The sequence below is a fragment of the Variovorax ginsengisoli genome (assembly GCF_030486595.1).
GTDB classification, from domain to species: domain Bacteria; phylum Pseudomonadota; class Gammaproteobacteria; order Burkholderiales; family Burkholderiaceae_C; genus Variovorax; species Variovorax ginsengisoli_B.
This window is the reverse complement of sequence record NZ_JAUJZH010000007.1, coordinates 20380-47016: the sequence shown is the minus strand read 5'-3', so window position 1 is coordinate 47016 and position 26637 is coordinate 20380. Positions and strand designations below refer to the sequence as shown.

Below are 26637 nucleotides of genomic sequence, written 5' to 3'. Positions count from 1 at the left end.
CGCTACTGCTCCATCGCGGTTCGCACTTCGCGCCCCAGTTCGATCACCGACATCGCGTAGTAGCTGCTCCAGTTGTAGCGCGTGATCACGTAGAAGTTCTTGGTGCCCGCGACATAGCTGGGCGGCTCGTAGCCGTTCTGCAGTTCGATCAGCGCCAGCAGGCCGGGATGGCGCAGCGCCTCGCCCTGGAGCAGCGCGCCGCCGGCGACGAAGGCATCGGCGCTGAAGGTCGGCACGATGTCCGGCGCCAGCAGCACCTGCTTCTGGAGCCGCGTCGGGTCGAAGCTGACCGGAAAGACCGGCGCCACGCCCGGCTGCCAGCCGAAGCCCTTGAAATAGCTGGCCACCGAGCCGATGACATCGGCCGGGTTGTGGACCAGGTCGATGCGGCCGTCGCCGTCGAAGTCGACCGCGTACTTCGCGATGCTGCTCGGCATGAACTGCGGCATGCCCATGGCGCCCGCATAGCTGCCCAGCGGCACCAGCGGGTTTTCGGCGGTGCGGCTCTCGGTGCTGAGGAAGCTCTCGAGCTCGCCGCGGAAGAAGGCCTGCCGTTCGGCCGCGCGCGGGTGGGCCTCGGGGAAGTCGAAAGCCAGCGTGGCCAGCGCGTCGATCACGCGGAAGCTGCCCATGTTGCGCCCGTAGATGGTCTCGACGCCGACGATGCCGACGATGATCTCGGGCGGCACGCCGTAGGTCGCCTCGGCGCGCGCCAGCGTGGCGGCGTTGTCGCGCCAGAAGCGAACGCCGGCCGCGATGCGCACCGGGTCGATGAAGCGGCTGCGATAGACCTGCCAGTTCTTCGGCGTGCCGCTCGGTGCCGGCAGCATCAGCCGCGGCACGTTGGGGAGCTGGCGTGCGTTGCCGATGGTCGCGCGCACCCAGGCCGGATCGAGACCGCGCCGCGCCGCCACCTCGTCGGCGAACTGCATGGCGTCGGCGCGGGTGGCGTAGGAGATGCCGCCGCGAACGGCCGCGTTGCGTTTGTCCTTCGCGGCCTGGGCCGCGACCGGCACCGCCGCAAGGAAGGTGGCCGCCAGCAGGAAGGCCGGCAGGGCATGGGAAAGAAGGCGTCGCATCGCTTCGATTGTGCCGTCGCGGCGCAGGCCGCCCCGAAACGACACATGTGGTTTCAGCGCGGCCATGCGAGCCGCCTGAATTCGCTGCGCAGGGCCGGCAGGGCATCGCCGGGCGCCTTCGCATAGCGTTGCGCCTCGAGCCGCAGCAGCCATTGGCGCGCCGGTTCCGCGCCGCTGCCGAAGCGCTCCGACAGCCGCTGCGCCATCTGGCGCGGCGAGGCGCTTTCGGGCACCTCGACGCCGGCCTGCCGCAGCCGTTCGCGGGCCCGTCCCAGCAGCCGCAGCCAGGGGTCGCGCTGGCTGCGCTCCCAGAGCGTCCAGGCGGCGCCCGCGAGGCTGGCGGCGACCAGCAGCGCGAGCAGCACCAGCGCCAGGTCCTGCAGGCTGGGCGCCGTGAAGCCGAGGGTCTTGAGCAGGTCCAGCTGACGGCTCTGCGTGTAGTTCAGGACCCATTGGTTCCAGCCGTTGTTGACCGCCTCCCAGGCGGCGCGAAGGTTCTGCGACAGGGTCGGGTTCATGGCGCCGATGGCGCCGGCGATCAGGCCGGGCTGAGGCGCCAGGCGGCGGAACTGGCCGACCCGGTCGGGCGAGATCGCGCCGGTCGGGTCGACCCGGACCCAGCCCACGCCCTGCTGCCAGACTTCGGCCCAGGCATGGGCGTCGCTGTTGCGCACCACCCAGAAGTTGTCGACGCCGTTGATCTCGCCGCCCTGGTAGCCGGTGACGATGCGCGCCGGAATGTCCAGCGCACGCATCAGCACCACGAAGGACGAGGCGATGTGCTCGCAGAAGCCGGCCTTGCGGTCGAACCAGAACTCGTCGGCGCTGTCGTCGCCGAACAGGCCCGGCTCGAGCGTGTAGGCATAGCCGCCGGTGCGCAGCCGCTGCAGCACGTTCTGCACCAGGGCCTGCGTCGAGGCGCCGGCCAGCGCCGGATCGGCGCGCATCTGCGCCGCCAGCGCGACGGTGCGCGGATTCGAGCCCGGCGGCAGCGCGACCTCGTCCTGCAGCACCGCGCTGCGCCGCGTCGGGCCGCTCTCGAACTCGGCGTAGCTCTCGGCGCGGTAGCGCACCAGGTCGCCGATCGGGCGGGTGGCGACCCACTGCAGTTCGGGGGTCGCGAACAGCTCGTAGCCCGCCAGCTCGGGTCGTCTCGGCGCCGCGTCCAGGGTGAGCACCCAGGGCCGGTTCGAGGGTTCGAGCGTGACCTCGTAGCCGACCGGGGCGCCGCGCACGCGCAGGTTCCGCGGCGCGGCGCTGCGCGAGAAGGGCGGCGGGGCGCTCCATTCGCGGCCGTCGAACCTCGACAGCACCGGGCCGCGGAAATAGAGCGTCGTGCGCGGCGGCACCCGGCCGTCGTCGAACCTGATGCGCGCGGCGATGCCTTCGTCGAGCGCGAGTTCGGCCACGCTGCCCACGCGCATCGTGTTCGACAGCCCGGTGCGTCCGGTCATGGCGTCGTTCGGCGTGCCCCACAGCGGCGCCATGCGCGGAAAAAGCATGAACAGCACCAGCATGATCGGCGCCCCCAGCAGCGCCATGCCGCCGGCCGTGCGCGCGGCCTGGACCAGCGGCGGCTTGCCCACCGGCATGTGGGCGTTGACCAGCGCCGTCAGCAGCCCCAGCAGCGCCAGCAGCATCGCGAAGGCGGTGGCGAGCGACTGCGAATAGAAGAAGTTCGTGAGCATCGTGAAGAAGCCCAGGAAGAAGATCACGAAGGCGTCGCGGCGGGCGCGCAGCTCGAGCGTCTTGAGCGCCAGCAGGATCACCACCAGCGTGACGCCGGCGTCGCGGCCGAGCAGCGTGCGGTAGGTGATGTAGGTCGCTACCAGCGTCAGCGCGAGCAGGGCGATGCGCCAGCCCCGGGCGGGCAGCGGCCGGCCCTGCACAGCCAGCGTGCCGCGCCAGAGCAGCACGATGGCGGCCAGCGTGCTGCACCACCACGGCAGGTTGGGCAGCTGCGGCAGCAGGATCAGGCCGATCACGGCCAGCAGGAAGAGGGTGTCGCGGGCGTCGCGCGGCAGGGCCTGGAGCCGGGTGCTCAGCATAGGGCCAGCGCCTCCAGACATTGCCGCTTGTGGGCTTCGCCCTGCGATGGCGGCAGCACGCGGCCGGCGACCCGCAGGCCGTAGTCCACGCCCAGCCGGTCGGCCATCAAAACCCAGGCGCAGAGCCGGGAGACCCGTGCTTCGAGGCCGGGCAGGCCGGTGGCCTGGGCGTCGAGCCAGAGCTCCTGCCGCTGGGCCTGCTGGGTATCGCGGCTCACGAGGTCTTCCGAGCCCCGGGCCTGGGCCTGCGCCGCGCGCTTCCACACCACCAGCTTCAGCGGATCGCCGCGGCGGTAGGCGCGCACGCCGTCGTATTCGCCCGCGGCATGGGCGCGCAGCGCGGCCGAGGCGGCCGGTCCGGCCAGCGGCTCGCCGGGCGGCAGCGGCGGCGGATGGGTCTCGGGCGCCGGGTAGACCAGCACCTGAGAGGCCGGCCGCCACACGGTCCAGACTCGGAACGTCCCGAGCGGAAAGCGGGTCTCGGCGGTCAGCGTGGGCACCGGGTGCAGGCCGCGCCGCTCGGGCCTGAAAGCCACCTCGACCGTGGCGCTGCCCTCGGCCGGCACGTCGCACCAGGCCCACTGGCCGCTGCGGTGCACCGCCAGCCCGATGCCGTAGCGCGTGCGCCGCCGTGTGTTGTCGAGCACCACGCGGAACACCGCGGCGGCACCGGCGTAGCGCGGCTCGGGCGTGAGCAGGTGCAGCGCCAGGCCCCGCAGCGTGCCGTGGCATACATGCATGCCGACCGCCACGCTGCCCGCCAGCAGGAAGGTCAGCAGGTAGCCGAGATTGAGCTGGTAGTTGATCGATGCGACCAGCAGCAGGAGCAGCGTGGCCGCCAGCATCCAGCCGGCCGGGGTCGGCACGATGTAGACGTTGCGCTGGGTCAGTTCGAGCGCATCGGACGGCGGGCGCCGGCTCAGGAACCAGCGGTCGATGCGCCGGCGCAACGGCGCGACGAGCGACCTCCGCGCGGCAGCGCCCCGGAATTCGCCTTGGGAGCGGCCCGGCGCCGGCGTCGTCACGGCAGCGGCACGGCGGCGATCATGGCGCGCACCTGCTCGATCGCGCCGCGGCCGGCGTCGCCGACGGGGGTGAGCCGGTGCCCGATGGTCTGCGGCAGCACTGCCTGGACGTCGTCCGGCGCCACGTAGTCGCGGTTGGCCAGCAGCGCCTGCGCCTTGGCGGCCCGCAGCACCGCGATGCCGGCGCGCGGCGACAGGCCCTGCAGGAACCAGCGGCCCGAGCGGGTCGCGGCCATCAGGTCCTGCAGGTAGTTCAGCAGCGGCTCGGAGGCATGGACCTGCAGCACCCGCTGCTGCAGCGCCGTGAGCTCCCCGGCGGTCAGCAGGGCGGGCAGGCCGGCCAGCATCTCGCGCCGGTCGGCGCCCGCGAGCAGTTCGCGCTCGGCGGCGCGGTCGGGGTAGCCGAGCGAGATCCGCATCAGGAAGCGGTCGAGCTGCGACTCGGGCAGGGCGAAGGTGCCCAGCTGGTCATGCGGGTTCTGGGTCGCGATGACGAAGAAGGGCGTCGGCAGAGGCCGGGTCTCGCCCTCCACCGTGACCTGCTTTTCTTCCATGGCCTCGAGCAGCGCGCTCTGGGTCTTGGGGCTGGCGCGGTTGATCTCGTCGGCCAGCAGCACCTGGGCGAAGACCGGCCCCGGATGGAACACGAAGGCCTGCTGGCCGCGGTCGTAGATGGCGACCCCCGAGAGGTCGCCCGGCATCAGGTCGGCCGTGAACTGGACGCGCGAAAAATGCAGCCCGAAGGTATGCGAAAGGGCATGCGCCAGGGTGGTCTTGCCGACCCCCGGCACGTCCTCGATCAGCAGGTGGCCACCCGCCAGCAGGCAGGCCACGCAGTCGCGCACCTGCGCCTCTTTGCCCACGATGACCGTGTTAAGCTGACCGAGCAAACTGGCGAGCTTGGCGGCGACGTCCATTTTTGTATCCATATGCAAACAATACCGTAAAGCCCCGGCGGGCCCATGCCGCGTGGGGATACGGCGTGAATCGATCATGGGTAAGACCGGCTACTTCACACACCGCGATTGCTGGAAGCACGACATGGGGCCGGGCCATCCCGAATGCCCCGCGCGGCTCGACGCGATCGAAGACCGATTGCTCCTCACCGGCGTCGGCGATGCCCTGGAACGCATTGAGGTCCCGCTGGCCACCTTGCCCCAGATCACGCGCGCGCACAGCGTGGCCCATATGGAGCACCTCGAGGCATTGAGCCAGCGCCTGATCGAGGACGCGCCGGCCGGAGGGCCCGACCACGCGCAGATCGACCCCGACACCACGCTCACGCGCTTCACGGTGCTGGCCGCCCGGCGCGCCGCCGGCGCCGCCATCGCTGCCACCGACGCGGTGATCGGCGGCCAGGTCGACAACGCCTTCTGCGCCGTGCGTCCGCCCGGCCACCACGCCTGCCGCGACAAGGCGATGGGCTTCTGCTTCTTCAACAACATCGCGGTCGCGGTGCGCCATGCGATCGAGGCCCACGGGCTGGAACGGGTCGCGGTGGTCGATTTCGACGTCCACCACGGCAACGGCACCGAGGACATCCTGAGCAACGACCCGCGGGTGCTGATGGTCGGAATCTTCCAGCACCCGTTCTATCCGTACAGCGGCACCGAGCACCCGGCGCCGAACATGCTCAACCTGCCGGTGCCGGCCTACACCAAGGGCATGGACGTGCGCGAGCTGATCGAGGCCTGCTGGATGCCGCGGCTGGAGGAGTTCAAGCCGCAGATGATCTTCGTCAGCGCCGGCTTCGATGCCCACCGCGACGACGAACTGGGGCAGCTGCGGCTCAACGAGCACGACTTCGGCTGGATCACCAGCCGCGTGGTCGACGTCGCGCGGCGCCATTCAAAGGGCCGCATCGTCTCGATGCTGGAGGGCGGCTACAACCTCGACGCCCTGGCGCGCAGCGTCGAGGAGCACGTGCGCGTGCTCGCCGATCTCTAGCCGCCGATGAATTTCACCGAGTTCACCCAGAAACTTTCGCAGATCGAGGCCCGCAGCGTCTGGATCGAGGTCGCCATCCTGGTCGGTTGCCTGCTGGTCGCCTGGGCCGTGTGTCGCTGGTTCGGCCGCGACCAGCCCAAGGATTCGATCTGGTTCGGCCAGCGCACCATCGACGGCCTGCTGTTCCCGCTGCTGGCGCTGGTCCTCACCGACCTGGCGCGGCGCGCCACCGGGGTCTACCAGCCGGTGCTGGTGCTGCGCATCGCGGTGTCGGTGTTCGTGTCGCTGGTCGCGATCCGCTTTTTTGCCCGCGTCCTGAGCGCGGTGTTTCCGGCTTCCGCGATGGCGCGCCTGGTCGAGCGCACCATCTCGTGGCTGGCCTGGATCGGCGCCGTGCTCTGGATCGTCGGCCTGCTGCAGCCGGTGCTGGCCGAACTCGACGAGATCACCCTGGCGTTCGGCCGCCCGGGCGTCAGCCTGCGCACCATCCTGAACGGCATTTTTTCGGCCGGCCTGGTGCTGGTCATCGCCCTGTGGATCTCGCAGACCATCGAGAAACGGATCCTGCGCGAGGCGGTGGCCGACCTGTCGATGCGCAAGGTGGCATCGAACGCGATCCGTGCCTTTCTGCTGCTGATCGGCCTGCTGTTCGCGCTGTCGGCGGTGGGGGTGGACCTGACCGCGCTGTCGGTGCTGGGCGGCGCGCTCGGAGTCGGCCTGGGCTTCGGCCTGCAGAAGCTGGCGGCCAACTACGTGAGCGGCTTCGTGATCCTGCTCGAGCGCTCGATCCGCATCGGCGACAACGTCCGCGTCGATGGCTTCGAGGGGCGCATCACCGACATCAAGACCCGCTACACGCTGGTGCGGGCGGGCAATGGCCGCGAGTCGATCGTGCCGAACGAATCGCTGATCACGAGCCGGGTCGAGAACCTGTCGCTGGCCGACCGCAAGTTCAACATCACGACCACGATTGTGGTCGGCTACGACAGCGACGTGGCGCGGGTGCAGGCCATCCTGTGCGCCGCGGCGGCGGCGCAGCCGCGCGTCCTGACCGATCCGGCGCCGGTCGCCTTCCTCTTGACCTTCGCGCCCCATGGGCTCGAGTTCACGCTCAATTTCTGGGTCGCCGATCCGGACAAGGGCCGGGACAACGTGCGCTCGGCCATCAACGTCGCCATTCTCGATGGCCTGCGCACGGCAGGCATCGCCATTCCCTACCCGCAGAGCGTGCTGCATGTCGAGTCGTTACCAGCCGCTACTTCTCTTGCCGATGCGGGTCGCCTATAATCACAAAAAAGCACGACCGTTCTATTTCTGCGGCCCCGGCGTCGCCCCCTGATTGAAATGAACAGTTCTCGCGGAGGCCGGCGCCTAAAATCGCCTGCTGCCTGCAAGCCCCGGTTTCGCAATTCAATGGAGTCAAACCAATGAAGATTCTTGTTCCCGTCAAGCGGGTCGTCGACTACAACGTCAAGGTGCGCGTGAAGAGCGACGGCACCGGTGTCGATATTGCCAACGTCAAGATGAGCATGAACCCCTTCGACGAGATCGCCGTCGAAGAAGCCGTGCGCCTGAAGGAGAAGGGCGCCGCCACCGAGATCATCGCGGTCTCGTGCGGCGACGCGAAGTGCCAGGAGACCCTGCGCACCGCGATGGCCATCGGCGCCGACCGCGGCATCCTGGTCGAGACCACCGAAGAGCTGCAGCCGCTGGCCGTGGCCAAGCTGCTCAAGGCGCTGGTCGACAAGGAGCAGCCCGGGCTGATCATCCTGGGCAAGCAGGCGATCGACGACGACGCCAACCAGACCGGCCAGATGCTGGCGGCGTTGGCCGATCTGCCGCAGGCGACCTTCGCCTCGAAGGTCGAAGTGGCGGGCGACAAGGTCAACGTGACACGTGAAGTCGATGGCGGCCTGGAGACCATTTCTCTTTCCGTGCCGGCCGTCATCACGACCGACCTGCGCCTGAACGAGCCGCGCTACGTGACCTTGCCCAACATCATGAAGGCCAAGAAGAAGCAGCTGGACACGTTCAAGCCGGAAGACCTGGGCGTAGATGTCAAGCCGCGCCTGAAGACCCTGAAGGTCAGCGAGCCGCCGAAGCGCGGCGCCGGCATCAAGGTGCCGGATGTCGCCACGCTGGTGGACAAGCTGAAGAACGAAGCCAAGGTGATCTGAGGAACAACGACATGACCGTACTTGTTATTGCCGAACACGACCACGCCACGCTGAAGCCGGCGACCCTCAACACCGTGACTGCAGGCATCGCCTGCGCCAGCGGAGACGTCCACGTGCTGGTGGCCGGTGCCAACGCCGCCGAAGCCGGCAAGGCCGCCTCCCAGGTCGCAGGCGTCGCCAAGGTGATCGTCGCCGACAGCCCGTCCCTGGCCGAGAACCTGGCCGAGAACGTTGCAGCCCAGGTCCTGGCCATCGCCAAGAACTACAGCCACATCCTGTTCCCCTCGACCGCCAACGGCAAGAACGTGGCCCCGCGCGTGGCCGCGCTGCTGGACGTCGCCCAGATCAGCGACATCACCAAGGTCGACAGCCCCGACACCTTCGAGCGTCCGATCTATGCGGGCAACGCGATTGCGATCGTGCAGAGCAACGACGCGATCAAGGTGGTCACGGTGCGCACCACGGGCTTCGATGCGGCCGCTGCCACCGGTGGCAGCGCAGCGATCGAAACCGTCGACGGCGTCGCCGACAGCGGCAAGTCCAGCTTCGTCGGCCGCGAAGTCACCAAGAGCGAACGCCCCGAACTGACGGCCGCCAAGATCATCGTCTCGGGCGGCCGGGCGCTGGGCAGCGCCGAGAAGTTCCAGGAAGTGATGGCGCCCCTGGCCGACAAGCTCAACGCCGGCCTGGGCGCCAGCCGCGCGGCGGTGGACGCGGGCTACGCCCCGAACGACTGGCAAGTGGGCCAGACCGGCAAGATCGTCGCGCCGCAGCTGTACATCGCCGCCGGCATCTCGGGCGCGATCCAGCATCTGGCGGGCATGAAGGACTCCAAGGTGATCGTGGCGATCAACAAGGACGAAGAGGCGCCGATCTTCTCGGTGGCCGACTACGGCCTGGTGGCCGACCTGTTCACGGCCGTGCCGGAACTGGTCAAGGCGCTCTGAGCCGGGGCGGCAGGCTAAGGAAACCCCCGATATGGAAATGGTCATGGATCGTTACGATCCCTGGCTGCTTCCCTGTCGAGGTGTACGGACCGCGTCCCGGCGTCCGCCCGGTGACACGACGTGCCCTCACCTTCCTGCTCCCCCCGATGACCTCTCCCACCGAGTCCGGCCCCGTGCTGGACGCCGCCAGCCCCCTGCCCCCTGAAATCGAAGCCGCCGACGAGCCGACCCGCGTTCCGCTCGCGATCGAAGACTGGGCGACCGTGCTCATCATGGGCCTGCTGGCCTGCATCACCTTCGCCAACGTGCTGGTGCGCTACTTCACCGACTCGTCGTTCGCCTGGACCGAGGAGTTCTCGGTCTTCCTGATGATCCTGCTGGCGCTGGTCGCAGGATCGGCCGCGGTGGCGCGCGATCGCCACATCCGCATCGAGTACTTCGCCGAGAGCGGCAGCATGGCGCGGCGCAAGCGGCTGGCGCAGTTCGGCGCGATCACGGTCGCGCTGCTGTTCCTGCTGATCGGCGCGCTCAGCGTGCGCGTGGTGTGGGACGACTACCGCTTCGAAGAGACCTCGCCCGGCATCGGCGTGCCGCAATGGTGGTATTCGATCTGGCTGCCGATCGTCTCCTTCGCCATCGCGCTGCGGGCGCTGGGCCTGTTCATCCGCCGCGGCCGCAAGACCAACTACGGGGATTCGGAGCGATGATCCCCACGCTGCTCTTCGTCGCCTTCGTGGCGATGATGCTGGTCGGCGTGCCGATCGGCGCCGCGCTCGGCCTCGCCGGTGCCGCCTGCATCGCGCTGGCCAACGGCGAAGCGCAATGGTTCGGCCTGCTTGCCGTGCCGCAGAACTTCTACGCCGGCCTCGGCAAGTACCCCCTGCTCGCGATCCCGATGTTCGTCCTGGTCGGCTCGATCTTCGACCGCTCGGGCGTGGCGCTGCGCCTGGTCAACTTCGCGATCGCGATCGTCGGCCGCGGCCCCGGCATGCTGCCGCTGGTGGCGATCGTGGTGGCGATGTTCCTCGGCGGCATCTCGGGCTCCGGCCCGGCCAATGCCGCCGCGGTCGGCGCCGTGATGATCACCGCCATGTCGCGCGCCGGCTACCCGGCCGCCTACTCGGCCAGCGTGGTCGGCGCCGCCGCCGCCACCGACATCCTGATCCCGCCTTCAGTCGCCTTCATCGTCTACTCGGTGCTGGTCCCCGGTGCTTCCGTGCCGGCGCTTTTTGCCGCCGGCATGATCCCCGGCATCCTGGCCGGCGTGGCGCTGATCGTCCCGGCCGTGTGGCTGGCCCGCAAGAACAAGATGGGCGCACTCGAATCCAGCCTGCCGCGCCCGCCCTTCTGGAGGAGCTTCCGCGAGGCCACCTGGGGCCTGGCGGCGCCGGTGCTGATCCTGGGCGGCATGCGCGCCGGCCTCTTCACGCCGACCGAGGCGGCGGTGGTGGCGGTGTTCTACGGGCTCTTCGTCGGCATGGCGGTCCACCGCACGATCAAGGTCCGCGACCTGTTCGTGATCCTGCGCGAATCGGGCGAGCTGTCGGCCGTGATCCTGCTGGTGGTGTCGCTGGCGGGCATCTTCGCCTACTCGTTGTCGACCCTCGGCGTGATCGATCCGGTCACCCGCGCCATCGTCAATTCGGGGCTCGGCGAGTACGGCGTGCTGTCGCTGCTGATCCTGCTGCTGATCACGGTCGGCATGTTCCTCGACGGCGTCTCGATCTTCCTGATCTTCGTGCCGCTGCTGTGGCCGATCGTGCAGTACTACAAGTGGGACCCGGTGTGGTTCGGCGTCATCCTCACGCTGAAGGTCGCGCTGGGCCAGTTCACGCCGCCGCTGGCCGTCAACCTCATGGTCTCCTGCCGCATCGCCAACGTGCGCATGGAAGAGACCGTGCGCTGGGTCGGCTGGATGCTGTTCGCGATGTTCCTCGTCATGGTGGCAGTGATCATCTGGCCCGAACTGGCACTCTGGCTGCCGCGCAAGCTCGGCTACTGACTTTCCGATTCATTCACTAAGGAGACTGTCCATGAAATTCCGTCGTTCCCTGCTCGGCCTGCTCGCCGTCGCTGCCACGCTGGGCGGCTTCTCGGTGGCCGCGACCGCCCAGGCCTACAAGGCCGAGTACAAGATGTCGCTGGTGCTGGGCCCGCCGACGCCGTGGGGCGAAGCCGGCCGCATCTGGGCCGACCTGGTCAAGGAGCGCACCCAGGGCCGCATCAACATCAAGCTGTACCCCGGCGTGTCGCTGATCCAGGGCGACCAGACGCGCGAGTTCAGCGCGCTGCGCCAGGGCGTGATCGACATGGCGGTCGGCTCGACCATCAACTGGTCGCCGCAGGTCAAGCAGCTCAACCTGTTCTCGATGCCCTTCCTGATGCCCGACTACGCGGCGGTGGACGCGCTGACGCAGGGCCCGGTCGGCAAGGAGATCTTCGCCACGCTCGACAAGGCCGGCGTGGTGCCGCTGGCCTGGGGCGAGAACGGCTTCCGCGAAGTGACCAACTCGAAGAAGCCGATCAAGACGCCCGATGACCTGAAGGGCATGAAGGTCCGCGTCGTCGGCTCGCCGATCTACTCCGACATGTTCAGCGCCCTGGGCGCCAACCCGACCCAGATGAGCTGGGCCGACGCCCAGCCCGCGCTCGCCAGCGGCGCGGTCGACGGCCAGGAGAATCCGCTGTTCCTGTTCACGGTGCTGAAGATGCACACCGTGGGCCAGAAGTTCGTGACCACCTGGGGCTACGTGTGCGATCCGCTGGTGTTCGTGGTCAACAAGGAAGTCTGGTCTTCGTGGACGCCGGCCGACCAGGCCATCGTGCGCCAGGCCGCGCTCGACGCCGGCAAGCAGGAAATCGCCATTGCCCGCAAGGGCCTGGTCGAGCCCGGCAAGCCGGTGCTCAAGGACATCGCCGGCATGGGCGTGACCGTGACCCAGCTCACGCCCGACGAGCGCGAAGCCTTCGTCAAGGCCACGCGGCCGGTGTACGACAAGTGGAAGAACACGGTCGGCGCCGACCTGGTGGCCAAGGCGGAGAAGGCGGTGGCGGCGCGGTCGAAGTAGGCTGGCCTCGCGGCGATGGACGAAGCCCCGCGGTGCGGGGCTTTTTTCATCCTTTTCGCCTGCCTGGCACGCTTATGCTCATCAAGCCATGCAAGACCGCTTCCTCGCCGACGTCCTCCGCAACCGCCACAACCGCGCGATCCTCGAGCGCTGGTCCGCCTTGGCCCTTCCGGACGGCTGGCTGGTCGCCGGCTGCCTGTTCCAGACGGTGTGGAACCTGCAGGCGGGCCGTGCGCCGGAGGCGGCCATCAAGGACTACGACCTGTTCTACTTCGATGCCGCCGACACCTCGGCGGCGGGCGAGCAGGGCGTGCAGGCGCGGGTCGACGCGGTGCTGGGAGACCTCGGCGTCACCGTCGAAGCGTCCAACCAGGCGCGGGTCCACCTTTGGTACGAATCGCATTTCGGTCAGCCCTACGCCCCGCTGCACAGTGCGAAAGATGGCATCGATCGCTTCCTGGTGCCGGCCACCTGCGTCGGCATCCGGCCCGCCGAACTCTACGCCCCGAACGGGCTGAAGCTGCTCTACGACGGGCTGCTGACGATGAACCCGCTGACGCCGCACCGCGATCTGTTCGAGCGCAAGGCCGAGTCGTACCGCGTACGCTGGCCGTGGCTTCGGATCGGGCCGCTCGACACCGATCCGCCCGCGCCTAGGGCGTGATCACCCTAGTGCTGCAGGATCTTGTTCAGGAAATCCTTGGTCCGGGGCTGGCGATTCTCGGGGTGGGTGAAGAACTCCTCCTTCGAGCAGTCTTCCAGGATGCGGCCGCCGACGTCGATGAAGATCACGCGGCTCGCCACCTTGCGCGCGAAGCCCATCTCGTGCGTGACCACCATCATGGTCATGCCTTCCTTGGCCAGCGACACCATCACGTCGAGCACCTCGCCGACCATCTCGGGGTCGAGCGCCGAGGTCGGCTCGTCGAACAGCATCACGATCGGGTCCATGGAGAGCGCGCGGGCGATCGCCACCCGCTGCTGCTGGCCGCCCGACAGCTGCCCCGGGAACTTGTCCTTGTGCGCCATCAGGCCCACGCGGTCGAGCATCTTGAGGCCGCGCGTCTTGGCTTCGTCGGCACTGCGGCCCAGCACCTTGATCTGGGCGATCGTGAGGTTCTCGGTCACCGACAGGTGCGGGAACAGCTCGAAGTGCTGGAACACCATGCCGACCTTGGAGCGCAGCTTCGGCAGGTTGGTCTTGGGGTCGTGCAGCGGAATGCCGTTGACCGTGATCTCGCCCTTCTGGAAGGGCTCGAGCGCGTTGACGGTCTTGATCAAGGTGGACTTGCCCGAGCCCGAGGGCCCGCAGACCACCACCACGTCGCCCTTGGAGATGCTGACGGAGCAGTCGTTGAGCACCTGCACCGGGCCATACCACTTGGAAACGTTCTTGATTTCAATCATTTTGTCGGACATCTTGTTGCTCCTTCAGCTCAGCGGATGATGGCGATCTTCTTGTGCAGCCGCTTCACGAGCCATGAAAGCGAATAGCACAGGACGAAATAGACGACGGCGGCCAGCAGGTAGGCCTCTTCGGGCCGGCCGAAGTTCTTGCCCGCAGTGTCGAAGCCCTTGAACAGGTCGTAGGCGCCGATGGCGTAGACCAGCGAGGTGTCCTGGAACAGGATGATGGTCTGGGTCAGCAGCACCGGCAGCATGTTGCGGAAGGCCTGCGGCAGGATCACCAGCTTCATGTTCTGGCCGTAGGTCATGCCCACTGCCTGCCCCGCGAACACCTGCCCGCGCGGAATCGACTGGATGCCGGCGCGCATGATCTCGCTGAAGTAGGCGGCCTCGAAGGCGACGAAGGTGATGACGGCCGAGTACTCGGGCCCGATCGGCCGGCCGATGATGTTGGGCACCAGCAGGAAGAACCACAGGATCACCATCACCAGCGGGATGCTGCGCATGCCGTTGACGTAGATCGCCGCCGGCATGTCGAGCCACTTCTTGCCCGACAGCCGCATCAGGGCCAGCAAGGTGCCGAAGAAGATGCCGCCTAGCGTGGCGACCACCGTCAGGAACACGCTGAAGTAGAGGCCCTTGAGCAGGAAGCTGCTGACGACGGCCCAGTTGAAGAACGTGAGGTCGAGATTCATGTCAGTGTCCTCCGCCGCCGGTTCCGGCCACGACGAAGCCCGGCACCCGGACCCTCTTCTCGACCCAGGCCATGATGCGGTTGATGACCATCGCCGAGATCACGTAGAGCACGGTCACGGCCATGTACATCTCGGTCACGCGCGAGGTCTCTTCGCCGGCCTGCATCGCGAACTGGATCATTTCGGGAATCGACACCGCGAACGCGACCGACGAATTCTTGAAGATGTTCATCGACTCGCTGGTGAGCGGCGGGATGATGATGCGGTAGGCCATCGGCAGGATGACGTAGCGGTAGTACTGCGGCGTCGTGAAGCCCACCGCCATGCCCGCGTAGCGCTGGCCCTTGGGCAGGGCCTGGATGCCGGAGCGCAGTTGCTCGGCGATCCGGGCCGAGGTGAAGAAGCCGAGCGCGAAGACCACCAGGATGAAGGGCGGCAGGCCGGACATGACCGGGAACATCTTGGGCACCACGTGGTACCAGAGGAAGATCTGGACCAGCAGCGGCACGTTGCGGAACAGCTCGACCCAGGCATTGCCGAAGCGCACCAGCCACGGGCTGTCGGGCAGCGTGCGGATCACGCCGACCAGCGAGCCGAGCACCAGCGCCACGACCAGCGAGCACAAGGACACCGACACCGTCCAGCCCCAGGCCGACACCAGCCACTGCCAGTAGGTCGGTATCTTGCCGCCCGGATCTTCCAGGAAGACCTGCCAATCCCATTTTCCCATTTGAACTCCTCGATGATTGTTGGAGGCCTCTCACAAAACAAACGCCCGCCGGAAAAGGCGGGCGTTCGTTCACGCATCAGCCCGCGTGCTTACTTCTTGACGTAGTCTTCCATCGGCTTGTTGTTGGGGTTGGCCCAAGCAGCCTTGGTGGCTTCCGACAGCGGCAGGCCGACCTTGGTGTTGGTCGGCGGGATCGGCTGCATGAACCACTTGTCGTACAGCTTGGCCAGCGAGCCGTCGGCGATCTGGCGCTTGATGCTGTCGTCGACCGCCTTCAGGAAGGCCGGATCGTCCTTGCGCAGCATGCAGGCGATCGGCTCGACCGACAGCGCATCGCCGACGATCTTGAAGTCGGCCGGGGCCTTCGACTTGGCGATGTTGCCGGCCAGGATCTGGCCATCCATCACGAACGCATCGGCGCGGCCCGATTCGAGCAGCAGGAAGCTGTCGGCGTGGTCCTTGCCCATGACTTCCTTGAAGTCGATGCCCTGGGCGCGCTCGTTCTTGCGCAGGGTCTGCACCGAGGTCGTGCCGGTGGTCGTGACCACGTTCTTGCCGTTGAGGTCCTTGATCGAGTTGATGCCCGAATTGGCCTTGACCGCGATGCGCACTTCCTCGACGTAGGTGGTGATGGCGAAGGCGACGTCCTTCTGGCGCGTGGCGTTGTTGGTGGTCGAGCCGCATTCGAGGTCGACGGTGCCGTTCTGCACCAGCGGCACGCGGTTCTGCGAGGTCACCAGCTGGCGCTTGATGTCGAGCTTGGGCAGGCCGAGCTGCTTCTGGATGTCGGCCAGGATGCGCTCGGACATCTCGGTGTGGAAGCCGACGTACTTGCCGTCGCCGATGGTGTAGGCCAGCGCGCCGGACGAGTCGCGCACGCCCATCGTCACGGCACCCGTGGACTTGATCTTGGCCAACGTGTCGTTGGCCTGGGCGAAGGCTCCTCCTGCGGCGAGCACCATCACGGCCAACGCCAATACCTGCTTCTTCATACTTGACTCCTGAGACTGAGAGAAAGACTCGAAATTCTAGACGCCCGCATTCTGCGCCATACCCGGACCAACCCGGTGCGAGATGCACCTTGCGAGGGCGCACCGATGCGCGAACAGCTACTTCAAAGCAGCCTTTGTGCCCGAAAAAAACGTGAGGCGGACTTTAGTCACAGTTATCGCCGGCGCCCAATGCCGAATGCGGCGGTCGGCATGTCGGCGCGTCATAGTTTGTGCGGTGCACAAATCGACGGCGTCAGCCTGAACCCTGGGCCTGCACCAGGTAAGCCCACAGCGAATCGGCGGCTCCCTTGCCGACGCGCCCGGCGCTCTTCGAGGCCGTGGTGCCAGGACGCTCGCGATAGGCCCGGATTTCCATCGTGGCGTCGAGGCGATCGATCTCCGGCGGCAGGGCGCTGACCAGGGTGCGGGCGCGGACCTCCTTGCGCACCGCGCTCTCCGGCAGGAAGGCGATGCCGTGGCCTTCGAGCGCCATCACCTTGAGGCCCTCGGCCATGTCGGTCTCGTAGACCCGGTCGAGATGGATCGCGGTGCCGGACGCCTTGAGCACCTGGTCGACGACCCGCCCGAGATAGGCGCCCGGGGCGTAGCCGAGGTAGGGCAAGGGCTGGCCGGGGCGCCCGGGCAGGCAGTAGCGCGGCGCCCCGTCGGCATCGGGCTTGACCCACGGCGCGACCACTTCTTCGCCCAGGCTCACCATCTCGTAGCGGTTGGCGTCGAGCGGCAGCGGCTGGGAGGGATGGTGGTAGGCGATCAGCACGTCGCAGCTGCCTTCGACCAGGCGCAGCACCGCGTCGTGGACGTTCAGCGCGATCAGCCGGCTCTTCATCGGCCCGAACTGCTCCCGCAGGCTGGTGATCCAGGCCGGGAAGAAAGTGAAGGCGAGCGTGTGCGGGATCGCGAACTCGATCACGTCCTGCGCCACCGCGGAGTGGCCGCGCAGCATGGCTCGCGTGCTCTGCAGCGCCTGCAGCATCTCGATCGCCTGGCCGTAGAGGGTCTGGCCGGCCGGCGTCAGGCGCGTGGGGTAGGAGCTGCGGTCGACCAGGTCGGTGCCGGCCCAGCCTTCGAGCGCCTGGATCCGGCGCGAGAAGGCCGGTTGGGTGACATGGCGCAGCTGGGCCGATCGGCTGAAGCTGCGGGTCTCTGCCAGGCTGACGAAGTCTTCGAGCCACTTGGTTTCCATCCGGCGATTATGCGAGGCTGCGACATACTGGTGAACCGCCACCGGCCCGCGATCGCCATGAACGCCTCCGACCTTCTCGCCCTCGATGCCACCCGCCTGTCGCAGCTGATCGCCCGGCGCGAGCTGTCCTGCCGCGAGCTGATGGGCGCCACGCTGGCGCGCATCGAAGCCCTCAACCCGCGCTTCAACGCCATCGTCTCGCTGCGCGACCCGCAGCAGCTGCTCGACGAGGCCGGCGAGCGCGACGCGCAGCTCGCACGCGGCGAGCGCCTCGGCTGGATGCACGGCTTTCCATTGGCGGTCAAGGACCTGAGCCATGCGGCCGGTCTCCCGACCTCGATGGGATCGCCGATCGCGCCGCGGACGCCGGCGCGCAGCGACAGCCTTCATGTGGCCCGCATGCGCAGCGCCGGCGCGATCGTCATCGGCAAGACCAACACGCCCGAGTTCGGGCTCGGCTCGCACACCTACAACACGGTCTTCGGCACCACGCTCAATGCCTACGATCCGGCGCTGAGCGCCGGCGGCAGCAGCGGCGGTGCGGCGGTGGCGCTGGCCCTCGGCATGCTGCCGGTGGCCGACGGCAGCGACATGGGCGGCTCGCTGCGCAACCCGGCCGCCTTCAACAACGTGATCGGCTTCAGGCCCTCGCGCGGCCGGGTGCCGGGTGCGCCCGAAGACGATCTGTTCCTGCAGCAGCTCGGCACCGAGGGGCCGATGGCGCGCACCGTCGAGGACGCCGCGCGCCTGCTCGCGGTGCAGGCGGGCTTCGATCCCCGGCTGCCGCTGTCGCTGGAAGGCGCCCTGCCCTCGCCCGATGTGCTCCGGCTCGATGGCGAGACCCGGGGCCTGCGCATCGGCTGGCTCGGCAGCATCTGGCCCGGGCTGCCGCTGGCGCCGGGCGTGCGCGAGCTCTGCGACATCGCCCTGCAGACCTTCCGCGACCTTGGCTGCGAGGTCGCGCCGCACCAGTTCGACGTGCCGCGCGAGCAGAACTGGACCGCCTGGCTGCGGCTGCGCCAGCTGCTGGTCGGCGGCAAGCTGGGCGCCGCGCATGCCGACCCGGCGCTGCGCGGCAAGCTCAAGCCCGAGGCGCGCTGGGAAATCGAGCAGAGCCAGCTGCTCGACGCCGCGGCGCTGTACCAGGCATCGGTCTACCGTTCCAATGTCTACCGCGCGTTCCTGCGGGCCTTCGAACGGTTCGACTTCGTGGTGGCGCCGACGGCGCAGGTCTTCCCCTTCGACGCGACGCTGGCCTGGCCGAAGTCGGTCGGCGGCGTGGAGAGCGACACCTACCACCGATGGATGGAAATCGTCACGCCCTTTACCCTGGCCGGCCTGCCAACGCTCAATGTGCGCGCGGGCTTCAGCGGCGAGGGGCTGCCGATGGGGCTGCAGATCGCGGGGCCGGTGCACGCGGACATGGCGGTGCTGCGGCTGGGGCATGCGTATGACGTGGCTTGTGGGTGGGGGAACGTGCGACCTTCCACGATTGCTTGAGAAAGCCTAGTTGTCTCTCGAGGGGCGCCCGGCAAGCGGTGCGGGCCATACCGCCCGCCACCGCCGCCCACGCCACGTAACCCCTCAGATCGCCGACACCACCCCACGCCCCGAAAAATGCCCCTCGGCATTCGCCAGGAACCGATCGACCGACGCCTGCGTAGCCTCCGGCGACCACCCCGCCATGTGCGGCGTCAGCAGCACGTTGTCGAGCCCGACCAGCGGCGCGGGCGGCAGCGGCTCGCTCTCATAGACGTCGAGCCCAGCGCCTGCGAGACGGCCTTCGCGCAGCGCCGCAGCGAGCGCCTCGGTGTCGACCACGCTGCCGCGCGAGATGTTGACCAGGAACGCCTGCGGCCCCAGCGCATCGAGGACGGCGGCATTCACCAGGTGCCGCGTGCCCGCGCCGCCCGGTGTCGCGACCACCAGGATGTCGGCCCATTCGGCCAGCGCCTGCACGCTGTCGAAGTAGCGGTGGGCAACGCCCTCTCGCGGCTTGCGGTTGTGATAGCCGATCGCCATGTCGAAGCCCTCGGCCCGCCTGGCGATCTTCTGGCCGATGGTGCCCAGCCCGACGATGCCCAGGCGCTTGCCGGAGACGTTGGGCGGATGCGGAATCGTCTCGCGCCGCACCCCTTCGCGGCACAGCCGGTCGAGCTTGCGGATGTGGCGCATGGCGCCGATCAGCAGGCCGAAGGCATGGTCGGCCACGCAGTCGTCGTTGGTGCCTGCCCCGTTCGCGAGCGTGATGCCGCGCGCACGCGCCGCCTCCAGCGCGACGCCCTCGTAGCCGGCCCCCATGCAGCACACCAGTTCCAGCTTCGGCATGGCGGCGATCTCCGCGGCCGTCAGGCCGATCGTGCCGATCGTCAGCACCGCGCGGAAGCGCCCGCCCTGGGCGGCGATCAGCTCATCGCGTTGGGCCTGCGTCGGCACCGGCAGGTAGGTTACGTCGTAGACCGCGGCGACCTGCGCGTGGTGGGCCTGCGACAGGCTGTTGAGTACCAACAGGGGAATCTTCTCTGACATTCTCGGCATGCTCCTGATTCAAGGAAAAGGGTTCACAGCACCGGCTCGGCCTCGAGCTTCTGCAAGCGCCACATCTGGGCGTACTTGCCCTGGCCTTCCAGCAACTGCGCATGGGTGCCGCGCTCGACGATCACGCCGCTCTCGAGCACCAGGATCTCGTGCGCGTCGACCACCGTCGACAGGCGGTGCGCGATCACCAGCGTGGTCTTGTTGCGCGCCGCGCTCTTGAGCTCCGACTGGATCGCCCGCTCGTTGGCCGAGTCCAGCGCCGAGGTGGCCTCGTCGAAGATCACGATCGGCGGGTTCTTGAGCAGGGTGCGCGCGATCGCCACCCGCTGCTTCTCGCCGCCCGAGAGCTTCAGCCCGCGCTCGCCGACCATGGTCTCGTAGCCCTTGGGCGTGTGGACGATGAAGTCGTGGATGCGCGCCGCCCGCGCGGCCTCCTCCACCTCCTCGCGGCTGGCGCCCGGCCGGCCATAGGCGATGTTGTATTCGACCGTGTCGTTGAACAGCACCGTGTCCTGCGGCACGATGCCGATCGCCTGCCGCACGCTGGCCTGCGTCACCTGCCGGATGTCCTCGCCGCCGATCGTGATGCGGCCCTGCTGGACGTCGTAGAAGCGGTAGAGCAATCGGGCCAGCGTCGACTTGCCGGAGCCCGACGGGCCGACCACGGCCACCGTCTTGCCGGCCGGAATCTCGAAGCTCACGTGCTTCAGGATCGGCCGCGCCGCCTCGTAGGCAAAGCTGACGTCCTCGAAGCGCACCGTCGAATCGTGGCCCGCCAGCGGCCGGGCCTCCGGCGCGTCGCGCACCTCGCGCTCCTTCTCGAGCAGCACGAACATCTTGTCGAGGTCGGTCAGGCTCTGCTTGATCTCGCGGTAGATCACGCCCAGGAAATTGAGCGGGATGTAGAGCTGGATCATGAAGGCGTTGACCATCACCAGGTCGCCCAGCGTCATGTGGCCGTCGACCACGCCCTGCGTGGCTCGGTAGAGCATCGCCACCAGGCTGATCGCGATCAGGCACTGCTGGCCCGCGTTCAGCATGCTGAGCGTGGTCTGGCTCTTGACCGCCGCCTTGCGGTAGCGCTCCAGGCTGGCGTCGTAGCGGCCGGCCTCGAAGCCCTCGTTGTTGAAGTACTTGACCGTCTCGTAATTGAGCAGCGAATCGACCGCGCGGCTCTGCGCCACCGAGTCGAGCTCGTTCATGGTCTTGCGGAACTGGGTCCGCCATTCGGTCACGACCACCGTGAAGGAGATGTAGACCACCAGCGCGGCCAGCGTGATCCAGACGAAGCCCGAGTCGAATTTCACGCCCAGGATGGTCAGCACCAGCGTCAGCTCGATGATCGTCGGCACGATGCTGTAGAGCGACATCGAGATCAGCGAATGCACGCCGCGCGTGCCGCGCTCGATGTCGCGCGTCATGCCGCCGGTCTGGCGCTCCAGGTGGAAGCGCAGGCTCAGCGCATGCAGGTGCTGGAACACCTCCAGCGAGATGCTGCGCGCCGCGCCCTCGGTGGCCTTGGCGAAGACCAGCTCGCGCAGCTCGTTGAAGACCGCGGTCGACAGCCGCAGCAGCCCGTAGGCGACCAGCAGCCCCACCGGCACCACCAGCAGCGAGGCGGCGCTGCCGGGCTTGATCGACATCGCGTCGACCAGGTTCTTGAGCAGCACCGGCACGCCCACATTGGCGACCTTGGCGCCGACCATGAAGGCCAGCGCCGCCATGACGCGCCATTTGTAACGCCAGAGGTACGGAAACAGACGCCGCAGCGTCGCCCAGTCGGATCGGTCGCTGCGGGCGGGCGTGCCGGCCGAGGTGGGGTGGGGAGAGGAAAGTGCTTCGCCGCTGCGGCGCATGGGAGACAATCGTGGCTGTTGTTTTCAGAAGGGTCTGACGACCCGACCCCAGATTGTGCCCATGTCCGCAGATTCCAGCGCCAACCTCCCCGCCACGCTCAAGAGCCTGCCGGCCGACATGGAGCTGGTGCTCAAGGTGATCCCCATGCCCGCCGACTGCAACGCCAACGGCGACATCTTCGGCGGCTGGGTCATGGCCCAGTGCGACCTGGCCGGCTCGGTGATTCCGGCGCGCTACGCCAAGGGCCGGATGGCGACCGTGGCGGTCAACGAATTCATCTTCAAGCAGCCGGTGCGGTTGGGCGACATCCTGTCGTTCTATTCGAAGCTGGTGCGCATCGGGCGCACCTCGGTCACGGTCACGGTCGAGGTCTTCGCCGAGCGCTTCCGGGCGCAGGGCGAGTACATCAAGGTGACCGAGGCGACTTTTACCTACGTCGCGATAGACGACGACGGGCGGCCGCGGCCGATCGAAAAGGACTGATCAGTCCGTCCCACCGCCGCTCAGACCTTCGAAAAATCCGGCTTGCGCTTCTCCATGAAGGCCGTGAAGGCCTCGCGCGCCGCCGGCTCGCGCAGCATGCGGCCGAAACTCTGACCCTCCTCGCCCATGCGCTCCAGCAGCGCGGGCTGCTGCGACTTCTTCATCAGGCGCTTGGTCTCGATCAGAGCGGTCAGCGGCTTGGCCGCCAGCTTGCGGGCCTGCGCCTGCGCGATGGCATTGGCTTCGGTGGGCGGCACCACGCGATTGACCAGCCCGACCTCGAGCGCCGCCTCGGCCATGAAGGGTTCGCCCAACAGCAGCGCCTCGGCCGCGCGGTGGTAGCCGAACATCTGCGGCACCAGCAGACTGGACGCAGCCTCGGGACACAAGCCCAGGTTCACGAAGGGCATCGAGAAGGCCGCGTTGTCGCCGGCGTAGACCAGGTCGCAATGGAACAGCATCGTGGTGCCGATGCCCACCGCCGGACCGCAGACCGCCGCCACGATCGGCTTCGGAAAGGTGGCGATGCCGCGCAGGAAGCGGAACACCGGCGACTCCTGGGTCGAAGGCGGCTGGTTGAGGAAGTCGCCGATGTCGTTGCCGGCGCTGAAGATCGTGGCGTCGCCCTGGATCAGTACCGCGCGCACCGCGCCGTCCTGCTCGGCCCGGGCCAGAGCGTCGGCCAGCTCGCCGTACATCGCGCTGGTGATCGAGTTCTTCTTGTCGAGACGGTTGAAGGTCAGGGTCATCACACCGGCTTCGGTGTGGACGAGGATGTCGCTCATGGGGGGTCCTTGGAAAAAACGAGGGGATCAGGCCGCCGCCGGGCGGGGCCCACGGTCAGGCCAGGGCTTCTCGAACGAAGTCGAGCCGGTCCTGGCCCCAGAACATCTGGTCGCCGACGAACATGGTCGGCGCGCCGAAGATGCCGCGCTGCACGGCTTCCTCGGTGTTGGCCTTGAGCCGGTCCTTGACCTCCTGGTCGTTGGCCAGGGCCAGCAGCCGGGCCGCGTCGAAGCCGGCCGCCTGCAGCACGGCGCCGACGGTCGCGGCATCGTTGAGATTCTGCGGCTCGACCCACATCGCGTGGTAGATCGCATCGACATAGGCGCGGAAGCGCTCGGGCTCGCGCATCTGCAGGCCCGTGGCGCCGCGCATCAGCAGCAGCGTGTTGATCGGGAAGTTCGGGTTGTGCCTGAACGGAACGCCGTAGCGCGCGGCGAAGCGCTTCAGGTCGGCATTCATGTAGGGCCGCTTGGCCGGCACCTCGGCAGGCGAGCGGTTGCCGGTGGCCTGGAACACGCCGCCCAGCAGCATCGGCTTCCAGACCAGCGCAGCGCCGGTGTCGGCGCACAGGTGCGGCAGCTGCGTATAGGCCAGGTAGGCGGCCGGGCTGCCGAAGTCGAAATAGAAATCGACGGATTTCGTCGTCATGCGTGTCTCCTTGTGCTGCCGTTCATTGTCGCGGCAGGGCACTCATTCCTTGAAGTAGACGATCTGGTTGCTGGTCGCCAGCAGCGCGCCCGACTCGCTCCAGAGCTGCGCCGCCTGGTCGAAGTAGCCGTTGCTGAACTGCTGCCCGGTGGCCCGGCCCAGCAGGTAGCCGGTGCCGACCTCGGCCAGCAGCGCACCGTCGGTGTGGAAGTAGGTGGTGATCGACACGGTGCCGATCGGCACCGGCTTGGCGCGCCGCAGCCAGACGCGCGGGTAGAAGGTGTCGCTGAGCGCCATGAGCGCCGCGAAGTCGAGCGGCCGGGGTTCGGCGTCGCGGATCCACATGCGCGTCTCGCTGGCCTCGCCGCTGCCGTCCCATTCGGTCGGGATCGATCCGATGATCGGCCGCATCTCGTACTGGCCGAGCCAGGCGGCCCGGGCCGGCCCGATGCTCGCGCGCTCGATCGCCGCCGGCGGAGGTGCCTCGGGCATCGGCAGGTCGCTGGTGCCCCAGGTCTCGCGCCGGACCGCGGTGACCGCGGTGCCCGTGGTGGTCACGTGCGGCCTGCCGTCGGCGCCGGCCTGCGACATCTGGATCGTCCAGTGCTGGGTCGAGCGGTTGGTGCGCACCGGCACGGCGAGCACCTCGAAGGCGCCCTCGCCCACCGCTGCCGCGTAGTTCACCGTGACGGCGACCGGCTCGCCGAGCAGGTCGGGATGCCGCAGCACGGCCTGCAGCATCACGGCGGCGGTCGTGCCGCCGAAGGGGCCGACCATGTTCCAGTAGTCCGGGCTCGTGGCACCGGTGAAGCACCCCGCCTGGATATCGCTGTGCACCAGGTCGAGGGCCTTGTCGAGGGGGTGTGTCTTCATGGGCGCAGTGTGCCTCCGTGAGGGCCGGTCACGCAGTCGTGTGCGGGACGTTTCGGGCGGGCGCCGTCAGCGCCGCCAGGTCGTGCAGGCTGTCGGCCACCCTCGGCCACAGGCTCTGGCTGAACTGCTCGCGGAACAACCCGAAATGGCCGATCCGCCGGGCCTGCACGTCCGCGGGCGCGATGCGCTGCAGCGCGCTGGGTGCACCGCTGTAGAAGCTCAGCAGGCTTTGCGTGCCCTCCAGCGTCATCAGTTCGTCATCGGTCATCGAGAGCGCCAGCACCGGAAAGCGGACCTTGCCATAGCTTCGAACGGCCGCTTCGCCCTCGGCGCCCATGCCGTAGCGAGGATCGAGGCACCAGCGGCGCCATTGCAGGATCACGCCGCGCGGCAGGTCGCCGACCTTGCGCAGCCGGGTGCCAGGGAAGTAGCCCCAGATTCGCGTCGCCAGCGGCACCAGGAGATACCAGAAGTAGAGGACGCCGCGCTTCAGACGCGGCGCGTTCTCGCGCCAGTAGCCGCTGCCGGCGGCGATGCTGATCAGGCCATCGACCTGCTGCGGACGCTGCAGAAAACCCGGCAACTGGGCGCCCAGGCTGTGGCCCAGCAGATAGAGCGGAATGTCTCGCCCACCCGCCTTGGCCGCATCGATCACGGCCTCGTAGTCCCGCGTCCAGTCGAAGAGGTCGGCCTCGAATCCGCGCAGCGAGGCGGCCGCATCGGCCGGGCGAGACTCCCCGCAGCCGCGATAGTCGAAGGTCCAGACCCGCAGGCCCTGCTGTGTCAGCCAGCGTGCGAAAGGCTCGTAGAAAGCCTGCCGCACGCCCATCGCGCCGCCGATCACCACGCTGGCGCGCGGCGCTCCGTCCGGCTCATAGAGGCGCACGGCGATCCGCACGCCCTCGTCGACCTGCAGGCTGCGGTGCTCCATCTCACACCCGCTCGAAGATCCCCGCCGCGCCCTGCCCCATGCCCACGCACATCGTGACCATGCCGTACTTGAGCTTCTTGCGCTGCAGCGCGTGGATCACGGTCGCGGAGCGGATCGCGCCCGTGGCGCCGAGCGGATGGCCCAGCGCGATCGCGCCGCCCATCGGATTGACCTTGGCCGGATCGAGGCCCAGCGTGTTGATCACCGCCAGCGACTGCGCCGCGAAGGCCTCGTTGAGCTCGATCCAGTCGATCGCGTCCTGCGTCAGGCCGGCATAGCGCAGCGCGGCCGGGATCGCCTCGATCGGGCCGATGCCCATGATGTGCGGCGGCACGCCCTTGCTGGCGAAGCTCACGAAGCGCGCCAGCGGCTTCAGGTCGTACTGCTTGCAGGCCTTCTCGCTGGCCAGGATCAGCGCGCCGGCGCCGTCCGAGGTCTGCGAGCTGTTGCCGGCCGTGACCGAGCCGCGGGCCGCGAACACGGTGCGCAGCTTGGCCAGGCCTTCGAGCGTGGTGTCGGGACGCGCGCCCTCATCGAGGCTGACGATGCGGCTCTTGGCCACCGACTCGCCGGTGGCGAGGTCGGGCGTGCGGTCGGTGACTTCGATCGGCGTGATCTCGTCGGCGAACTCGCCGGCCTGCTGGGCGGCCAGCGCGCGGCGGTGCGACTCGAGCGCGAAGGCGTCCTGCGCCTCGCGGCTCACCTTCCACTGCTGGGCCACCTTCTCGGCGGTCAGGCCCATGCCGTAGGCGATGCCGACGTCGCCTTCGCGCTCGAAGATCGAGGGCGACAGCGAGGGCGAGTTGCCCATCATCGGCACCATGCTCATGCTCTCGACGCCGGCGGCAATCATCACTTCGGCCTCGCCGACGCGGATGCGGTCGGCCGCCATCTGCACCGCCGACAGGCCGGAGGCGCAGAAGCGGTTGACCGTGATGCCGCCGATGCTGTCGGGCAGGCCGGCGAGCACGGCGCCGATGCGCGCCACGTTGAGGCCCTGCTGCGATTCGGGAATCGCGCAGCCGCAGATGATGTCCTCGATCGCCTTCGGATCGAGCCCGGGCACGGCCGCCAGCGCCGCCTTCAGCGTGGTCGCGAGCAGGTCGTCGGGGCGGTAGTTGCGGAAGTAGCCGCGGTGCGACTTGCCGATCGGCGTGCGGGTGGCGGAGACGATGTAGGCGTCTTGTACTTGCTTGCTCATG

Annotated in this window: 26 protein-coding genes; 10 read left to right on the top strand and 16 right to left on the bottom strand. The window is 68.3% G+C overall.

Annotated features, from left to right (window positions below):
• Window positions 1–2: 2 nt before the first annotated feature.
• The 4 genes from mltB to QZH52_RS11505 all read right to left on the bottom strand — a co-directional run bounded on the left by mltB (window position 3) and on the right by QZH52_RS11505 (window position 5069).
• Complete coding sequence (gene mltB / locus QZH52_RS11520; RefSeq protein ID WP_301808352.1) at window positions 3–1079, bottom strand: lytic murein transglycosylase B; 1077 nt, start codon at window positions 1077–1079, stop codon at window positions 3–5.
• A gap of 53 nt (window positions 1080–1132) precedes the next feature.
• Window positions 1133–3127 (bottom strand): transglutaminase TgpA family protein, encoded by a 1995-nt coding sequence (locus QZH52_RS11515; RefSeq protein ID WP_301808350.1) that lies wholly within the window; start codon window positions 3125–3127, stop codon window positions 1133–1135.
• Window positions 3121–4077: a DUF58 domain-containing protein gene (locus tag QZH52_RS11510; protein ID WP_301809269.1), complete on the bottom strand. Its 957-nt coding sequence runs from the start codon at window positions 4075–4077 to the stop codon at window positions 3121–3123. Before QZH52_RS11510 ends, QZH52_RS11515 begins: the two co-directional genes overlap by 7 nt.
• A gap of 71 nt (window positions 4078–4148) precedes the next feature.
• Entirely contained in the window at window positions 4149–5069 is a 921-nt protein-coding gene (locus QZH52_RS11505) for an AAA family ATPase (protein ID WP_286524698.1), read from the bottom strand.
• A gap of 76 nt (window positions 5070–5145) precedes the next feature.
• Between QZH52_RS11505 and QZH52_RS11500 the strand changes: the two genes are divergently transcribed.
• From QZH52_RS11500 to QZH52_RS11465, 8 genes are all read left to right on the top strand, one after another.
• Window positions 5146–6099 (top strand): histone deacetylase family protein, encoded by a 954-nt coding sequence (locus QZH52_RS11500; RefSeq protein WP_301808345.1) that lies wholly within the window; start codon window positions 5146–5148, stop codon window positions 6097–6099.
• 6 nt (window positions 6100–6105) lie between these two features.
• Window positions 6106–7386: a mechanosensitive ion channel family protein gene (locus QZH52_RS11495; RefSeq protein ID WP_301808343.1), complete on the top strand. Its 1281-nt coding sequence runs from the start codon at window positions 6106–6108 to the stop codon at window positions 7384–7386.
• Between the two features lie 140 nt (window positions 7387–7526).
• Complete coding sequence (locus QZH52_RS11490) at window positions 7527–8276, top strand: electron transfer flavoprotein subunit beta/FixA family protein (protein WP_286532443.1); 750 nt, start codon at window positions 7527–7529, stop codon at window positions 8274–8276.
• 11 nt (window positions 8277–8287) lie between these two features.
• A complete protein-coding gene (locus tag QZH52_RS11485; protein ID WP_301808337.1) occupies window positions 8288–9223 on the top strand; it encodes an electron transfer flavoprotein subunit alpha/FixB family protein in 936 nt (311 codons plus the stop codon).
• A 146-nt stretch (window positions 9224–9369) separates the two neighbouring features.
• Window positions 9370–9930, top strand: coding sequence for a TRAP transporter small permease (locus QZH52_RS11480; protein ID WP_286534008.1), 561 nt, complete (start codon window positions 9370–9372; stop codon window positions 9928–9930).
• Window positions 9927–11225: a TRAP transporter large permease gene (locus QZH52_RS11475; protein WP_301808334.1), complete on the top strand. Its 1299-nt coding sequence runs from the start codon at window positions 9927–9929 to the stop codon at window positions 11223–11225. The genes QZH52_RS11480 and QZH52_RS11475 overlap by 4 nt, the downstream gene beginning before the upstream one ends.
• Window positions 11226–11256: 31 nt before the next feature.
• Complete coding sequence (locus tag QZH52_RS11470; RefSeq protein WP_301808331.1) at window positions 11257–12291, top strand: DctP family TRAP transporter solute-binding subunit; 1035 nt, start codon at window positions 11257–11259, stop codon at window positions 12289–12291.
• Window positions 12292–12379: 88 nt separating this feature from the next.
• On the top strand, window positions 12380–12955 hold the full coding sequence (locus tag QZH52_RS11465) for a nucleotidyltransferase family protein (RefSeq protein WP_301808328.1): 576 nt from the start codon (window positions 12380–12382) through the stop codon (window positions 12953–12955).
• Window positions 12956–12960: 5 nt separating this feature from the next.
• Here the strand turns inward: QZH52_RS11465 and QZH52_RS11460 are convergent, their stop codons facing one another.
• From QZH52_RS11460 to QZH52_RS11440, 5 genes are all read right to left on the bottom strand, one after another.
• Window positions 12961–13698 carry an amino acid ABC transporter ATP-binding protein gene (locus tag QZH52_RS11460; RefSeq protein WP_286506855.1) on the bottom strand — a complete coding sequence of 246 codons (738 nt, stop codon included), beginning with the start codon at window positions 13696–13698 and terminating at the stop codon, window positions 12961–12963.
• 29 nt (window positions 13699–13727) lie between these two features.
• Complete coding sequence (locus QZH52_RS11455; protein WP_286534013.1) at window positions 13728–14393, bottom strand: amino acid ABC transporter permease; 666 nt, start codon at window positions 14391–14393, stop codon at window positions 13728–13730.
• A gap of 1 nt (window position 14394) precedes the next feature.
• Window positions 14395–15123, bottom strand: a complete 729-nt coding sequence (locus QZH52_RS11450) for an amino acid ABC transporter permease (protein WP_286534014.1) — start codon at window positions 15121–15123, stop codon at window positions 14395–14397.
• An 89-nt stretch (window positions 15124–15212) separates the two neighbouring features.
• The gene (locus QZH52_RS11445; protein ID WP_286523948.1) at window positions 15213–16115 is read right to left on the bottom strand and encodes a transporter substrate-binding domain-containing protein; all 903 of its coding nucleotides are present in this window, start codon (window positions 16113–16115) and stop codon (window positions 15213–15215) included.
• A gap of 253 nt (window positions 16116–16368) precedes the next feature.
• Window positions 16369–17319 carry a LysR substrate-binding domain-containing protein gene (locus QZH52_RS11440; RefSeq protein WP_301808325.1) on the bottom strand — a complete coding sequence of 317 codons (951 nt, stop codon included), beginning with the start codon at window positions 17317–17319 and terminating at the stop codon, window positions 16369–16371.
• Between the two features lie 57 nt (window positions 17320–17376).
• On the opposite strand from QZH52_RS11440, the gene QZH52_RS11435 reads away from it, so the two are divergent.
• Window positions 17377–18819, top strand: a complete 1443-nt coding sequence (locus QZH52_RS11435; protein WP_301808323.1) for an amidase — start codon at window positions 17377–17379, stop codon at window positions 18817–18819.
• Between the two features lie 84 nt (window positions 18820–18903).
• On the opposite strand, the gene QZH52_RS11430 is transcribed toward QZH52_RS11435, so the two are convergent.
• Both QZH52_RS11430 and QZH52_RS11425 read right to left on the bottom strand, forming a co-directional pair.
• A complete protein-coding gene (locus tag QZH52_RS11430) occupies window positions 18904–19848 on the bottom strand; it encodes a 2-hydroxyacid dehydrogenase (protein ID WP_301808321.1) in 945 nt (314 codons plus the stop codon).
• Window positions 19849–19880: 32 nt separating this feature from the next.
• Entirely contained in the window at window positions 19881–21713 is a 1833-nt protein-coding gene (locus QZH52_RS11425; RefSeq protein WP_286534018.1) for an ABCB family ABC transporter ATP-binding protein/permease, read from the bottom strand.
• A 61-nt stretch (window positions 21714–21774) separates the two neighbouring features.
• Between QZH52_RS11425 and QZH52_RS11420 the strand changes: the two genes are divergently transcribed.
• On the top strand, window positions 21775–22197 hold the full coding sequence (locus QZH52_RS11420) for an acyl-CoA thioesterase (RefSeq protein ID WP_301808318.1): 423 nt from the start codon (window positions 21775–21777) through the stop codon (window positions 22195–22197).
• A 20-nt stretch (window positions 22198–22217) separates the two neighbouring features.
• Here QZH52_RS11420 and QZH52_RS11415 read toward each other — a convergent pair whose 3' ends face one another.
• From QZH52_RS11415 to QZH52_RS11395, 5 genes are read right to left on the bottom strand one after another with little or no spacing between them, the layout of a single operon-like run.
• The gene (locus tag QZH52_RS11415; protein ID WP_301808316.1) at window positions 22218–22982 is read right to left on the bottom strand and encodes an enoyl-CoA hydratase; all 765 of its coding nucleotides are present in this window, start codon (window positions 22980–22982) and stop codon (window positions 22218–22220) included.
• A 55-nt stretch (window positions 22983–23037) separates the two neighbouring features.
• A complete protein-coding gene (locus QZH52_RS11410) occupies window positions 23038–23631 on the bottom strand; it encodes a 2-hydroxychromene-2-carboxylate isomerase (protein WP_301808314.1) in 594 nt (197 codons plus the stop codon).
• A 42-nt stretch (window positions 23632–23673) separates the two neighbouring features.
• On the bottom strand, window positions 23674–24504 hold the full coding sequence (locus tag QZH52_RS11405) for an acyl-CoA thioesterase (RefSeq protein ID WP_301808280.1): 831 nt from the start codon (window positions 24502–24504) through the stop codon (window positions 23674–23676).
• Window positions 24505–24532: 28 nt separating this feature from the next.
• Window positions 24533–25435 carry an alpha/beta hydrolase family protein gene (locus tag QZH52_RS11400; RefSeq protein WP_301808279.1) on the bottom strand — a complete coding sequence of 301 codons (903 nt, stop codon included), beginning with the start codon at window positions 25433–25435 and terminating at the stop codon, window positions 24533–24535.
• Between the two features lies 1 nt (window position 25436).
• Window positions 25437–26636 (bottom strand): acetyl-CoA C-acyltransferase, encoded by a 1200-nt coding sequence (locus QZH52_RS11395; protein WP_301808274.1) that lies wholly within the window; start codon window positions 26634–26636, stop codon window positions 25437–25439.
• Between the last annotated feature and the right edge of the window lies 1 nt (window position 26637).

Bases quoted from the DNA above. Each gene is read 5' to 3' on its own strand.
- QZH52_RS11460 (WP_286506855.1), bottom strand. From the start codon at position 13,698: ATGATTGAAATCAAGAACGTTTCCAAGTGGTATGGCCCGGTGCAGGTG.
- QZH52_RS11425 (WP_286534018.1), bottom strand. From the start codon at position 21,713: ATGCGCCGCAGCGGCGAAGCACTTTCCTCTCCCCACCCCACCTCGGCC.
- QZH52_RS11470 (WP_301808331.1), top strand. From the start codon at position 11,257: ATGAAATTCCGTCGTTCCCTGCTCGGCCTGCTCGCCGTCGCTGCCACG.
- QZH52_RS11495 (WP_301808343.1), top strand. From the start codon at position 6,106: ATGAATTTCACCGAGTTCACCCAGAAACTTTCGCAGATCGAGGCCCGC.
- QZH52_RS11500 (WP_301808345.1), top strand. From the start codon at position 5,146: ATGGGTAAGACCGGCTACTTCACACACCGCGATTGCTGGAAGCACGAC.
- QZH52_RS11445 (WP_286523948.1), bottom strand. From the start codon at position 16,115: ATGAAGAAGCAGGTATTGGCGTTGGCCGTGATGGTGCTCGCCGCAGGA.
- QZH52_RS11480 (WP_286534008.1), top strand. From the start codon at position 9,370: ATGACCTCTCCCACCGAGTCCGGCCCCGTGCTGGACGCCGCCAGCCCC.
- mltB (WP_301808352.1), bottom strand. From the start codon at position 1,079: ATGCGACGCCTTCTTTCCCATGCCCTGCCGGCCTTCCTGCTGGCGGCC.
- QZH52_RS11515 (WP_301808350.1), bottom strand. From the start codon at position 3,127: ATGCTGAGCACCCGGCTCCAGGCCCTGCCGCGCGACGCCCGCGACACC.
- QZH52_RS11505 (WP_286524698.1), bottom strand. From the start codon at position 5,069: ATGGACGTCGCCGCCAAGCTCGCCAGTTTGCTCGGTCAGCTTAACACG.
- QZH52_RS11450 (WP_286534014.1), bottom strand. From the start codon at position 15,123: ATGGGAAAATGGGATTGGCAGGTCTTCCTGGAAGATCCGGGCGGCAAG.
- QZH52_RS11465 (WP_301808328.1), top strand. From the start codon at position 12,380: ATGCAAGACCGCTTCCTCGCCGACGTCCTCCGCAACCGCCACAACCGC.
- QZH52_RS11410 (WP_301808314.1), bottom strand. From the start codon at position 23,631: ATGACGACGAAATCCGTCGATTTCTATTTCGACTTCGGCAGCCCGGCC.
- QZH52_RS11455 (WP_286534013.1), bottom strand. From the start codon at position 14,393: ATGAATCTCGACCTCACGTTCTTCAACTGGGCCGTCGTCAGCAGCTTC.
- QZH52_RS11475 (WP_301808334.1), top strand. From the start codon at position 9,927: ATGATCCCCACGCTGCTCTTCGTCGCCTTCGTGGCGATGATGCTGGTC.
- QZH52_RS11430 (WP_301808321.1), bottom strand. From the start codon at position 19,848: ATGTCAGAGAAGATTCCCCTGTTGGTACTCAACAGCCTGTCGCAGGCC.
- QZH52_RS11405 (WP_301808280.1), bottom strand. From the start codon at position 24,504: ATGAAGACACACCCCCTCGACAAGGCCCTCGACCTGGTGCACAGCGAT.
- QZH52_RS11420 (WP_301808318.1), top strand. From the start codon at position 21,775: ATGTCCGCAGATTCCAGCGCCAACCTCCCCGCCACGCTCAAGAGCCTG.
- QZH52_RS11485 (WP_301808337.1), top strand. From the start codon at position 8,288: ATGACCGTACTTGTTATTGCCGAACACGACCACGCCACGCTGAAGCCG.
- QZH52_RS11395 (WP_301808274.1), bottom strand. From the start codon at position 26,636: ATGAGCAAGCAAGTACAAGACGCCTACATCGTCTCCGCCACCCGCACG.
- QZH52_RS11490 (WP_286532443.1), top strand. From the start codon at position 7,527: ATGAAGATTCTTGTTCCCGTCAAGCGGGTCGTCGACTACAACGTCAAG.
- QZH52_RS11435 (WP_301808323.1), top strand. From the start codon at position 17,377: ATGAACGCCTCCGACCTTCTCGCCCTCGATGCCACCCGCCTGTCGCAG.
- QZH52_RS11400 (WP_301808279.1), bottom strand. From the start codon at position 25,435: ATGGAGCACCGCAGCCTGCAGGTCGACGAGGGCGTGCGGATCGCCGTG.
- QZH52_RS11440 (WP_301808325.1), bottom strand. From the start codon at position 17,319: ATGGAAACCAAGTGGCTCGAAGACTTCGTCAGCCTGGCAGAGACCCGC.
- QZH52_RS11415 (WP_301808316.1), bottom strand. From the start codon at position 22,982: ATGAGCGACATCCTCGTCCACACCGAAGCCGGTGTGATGACCCTGACC.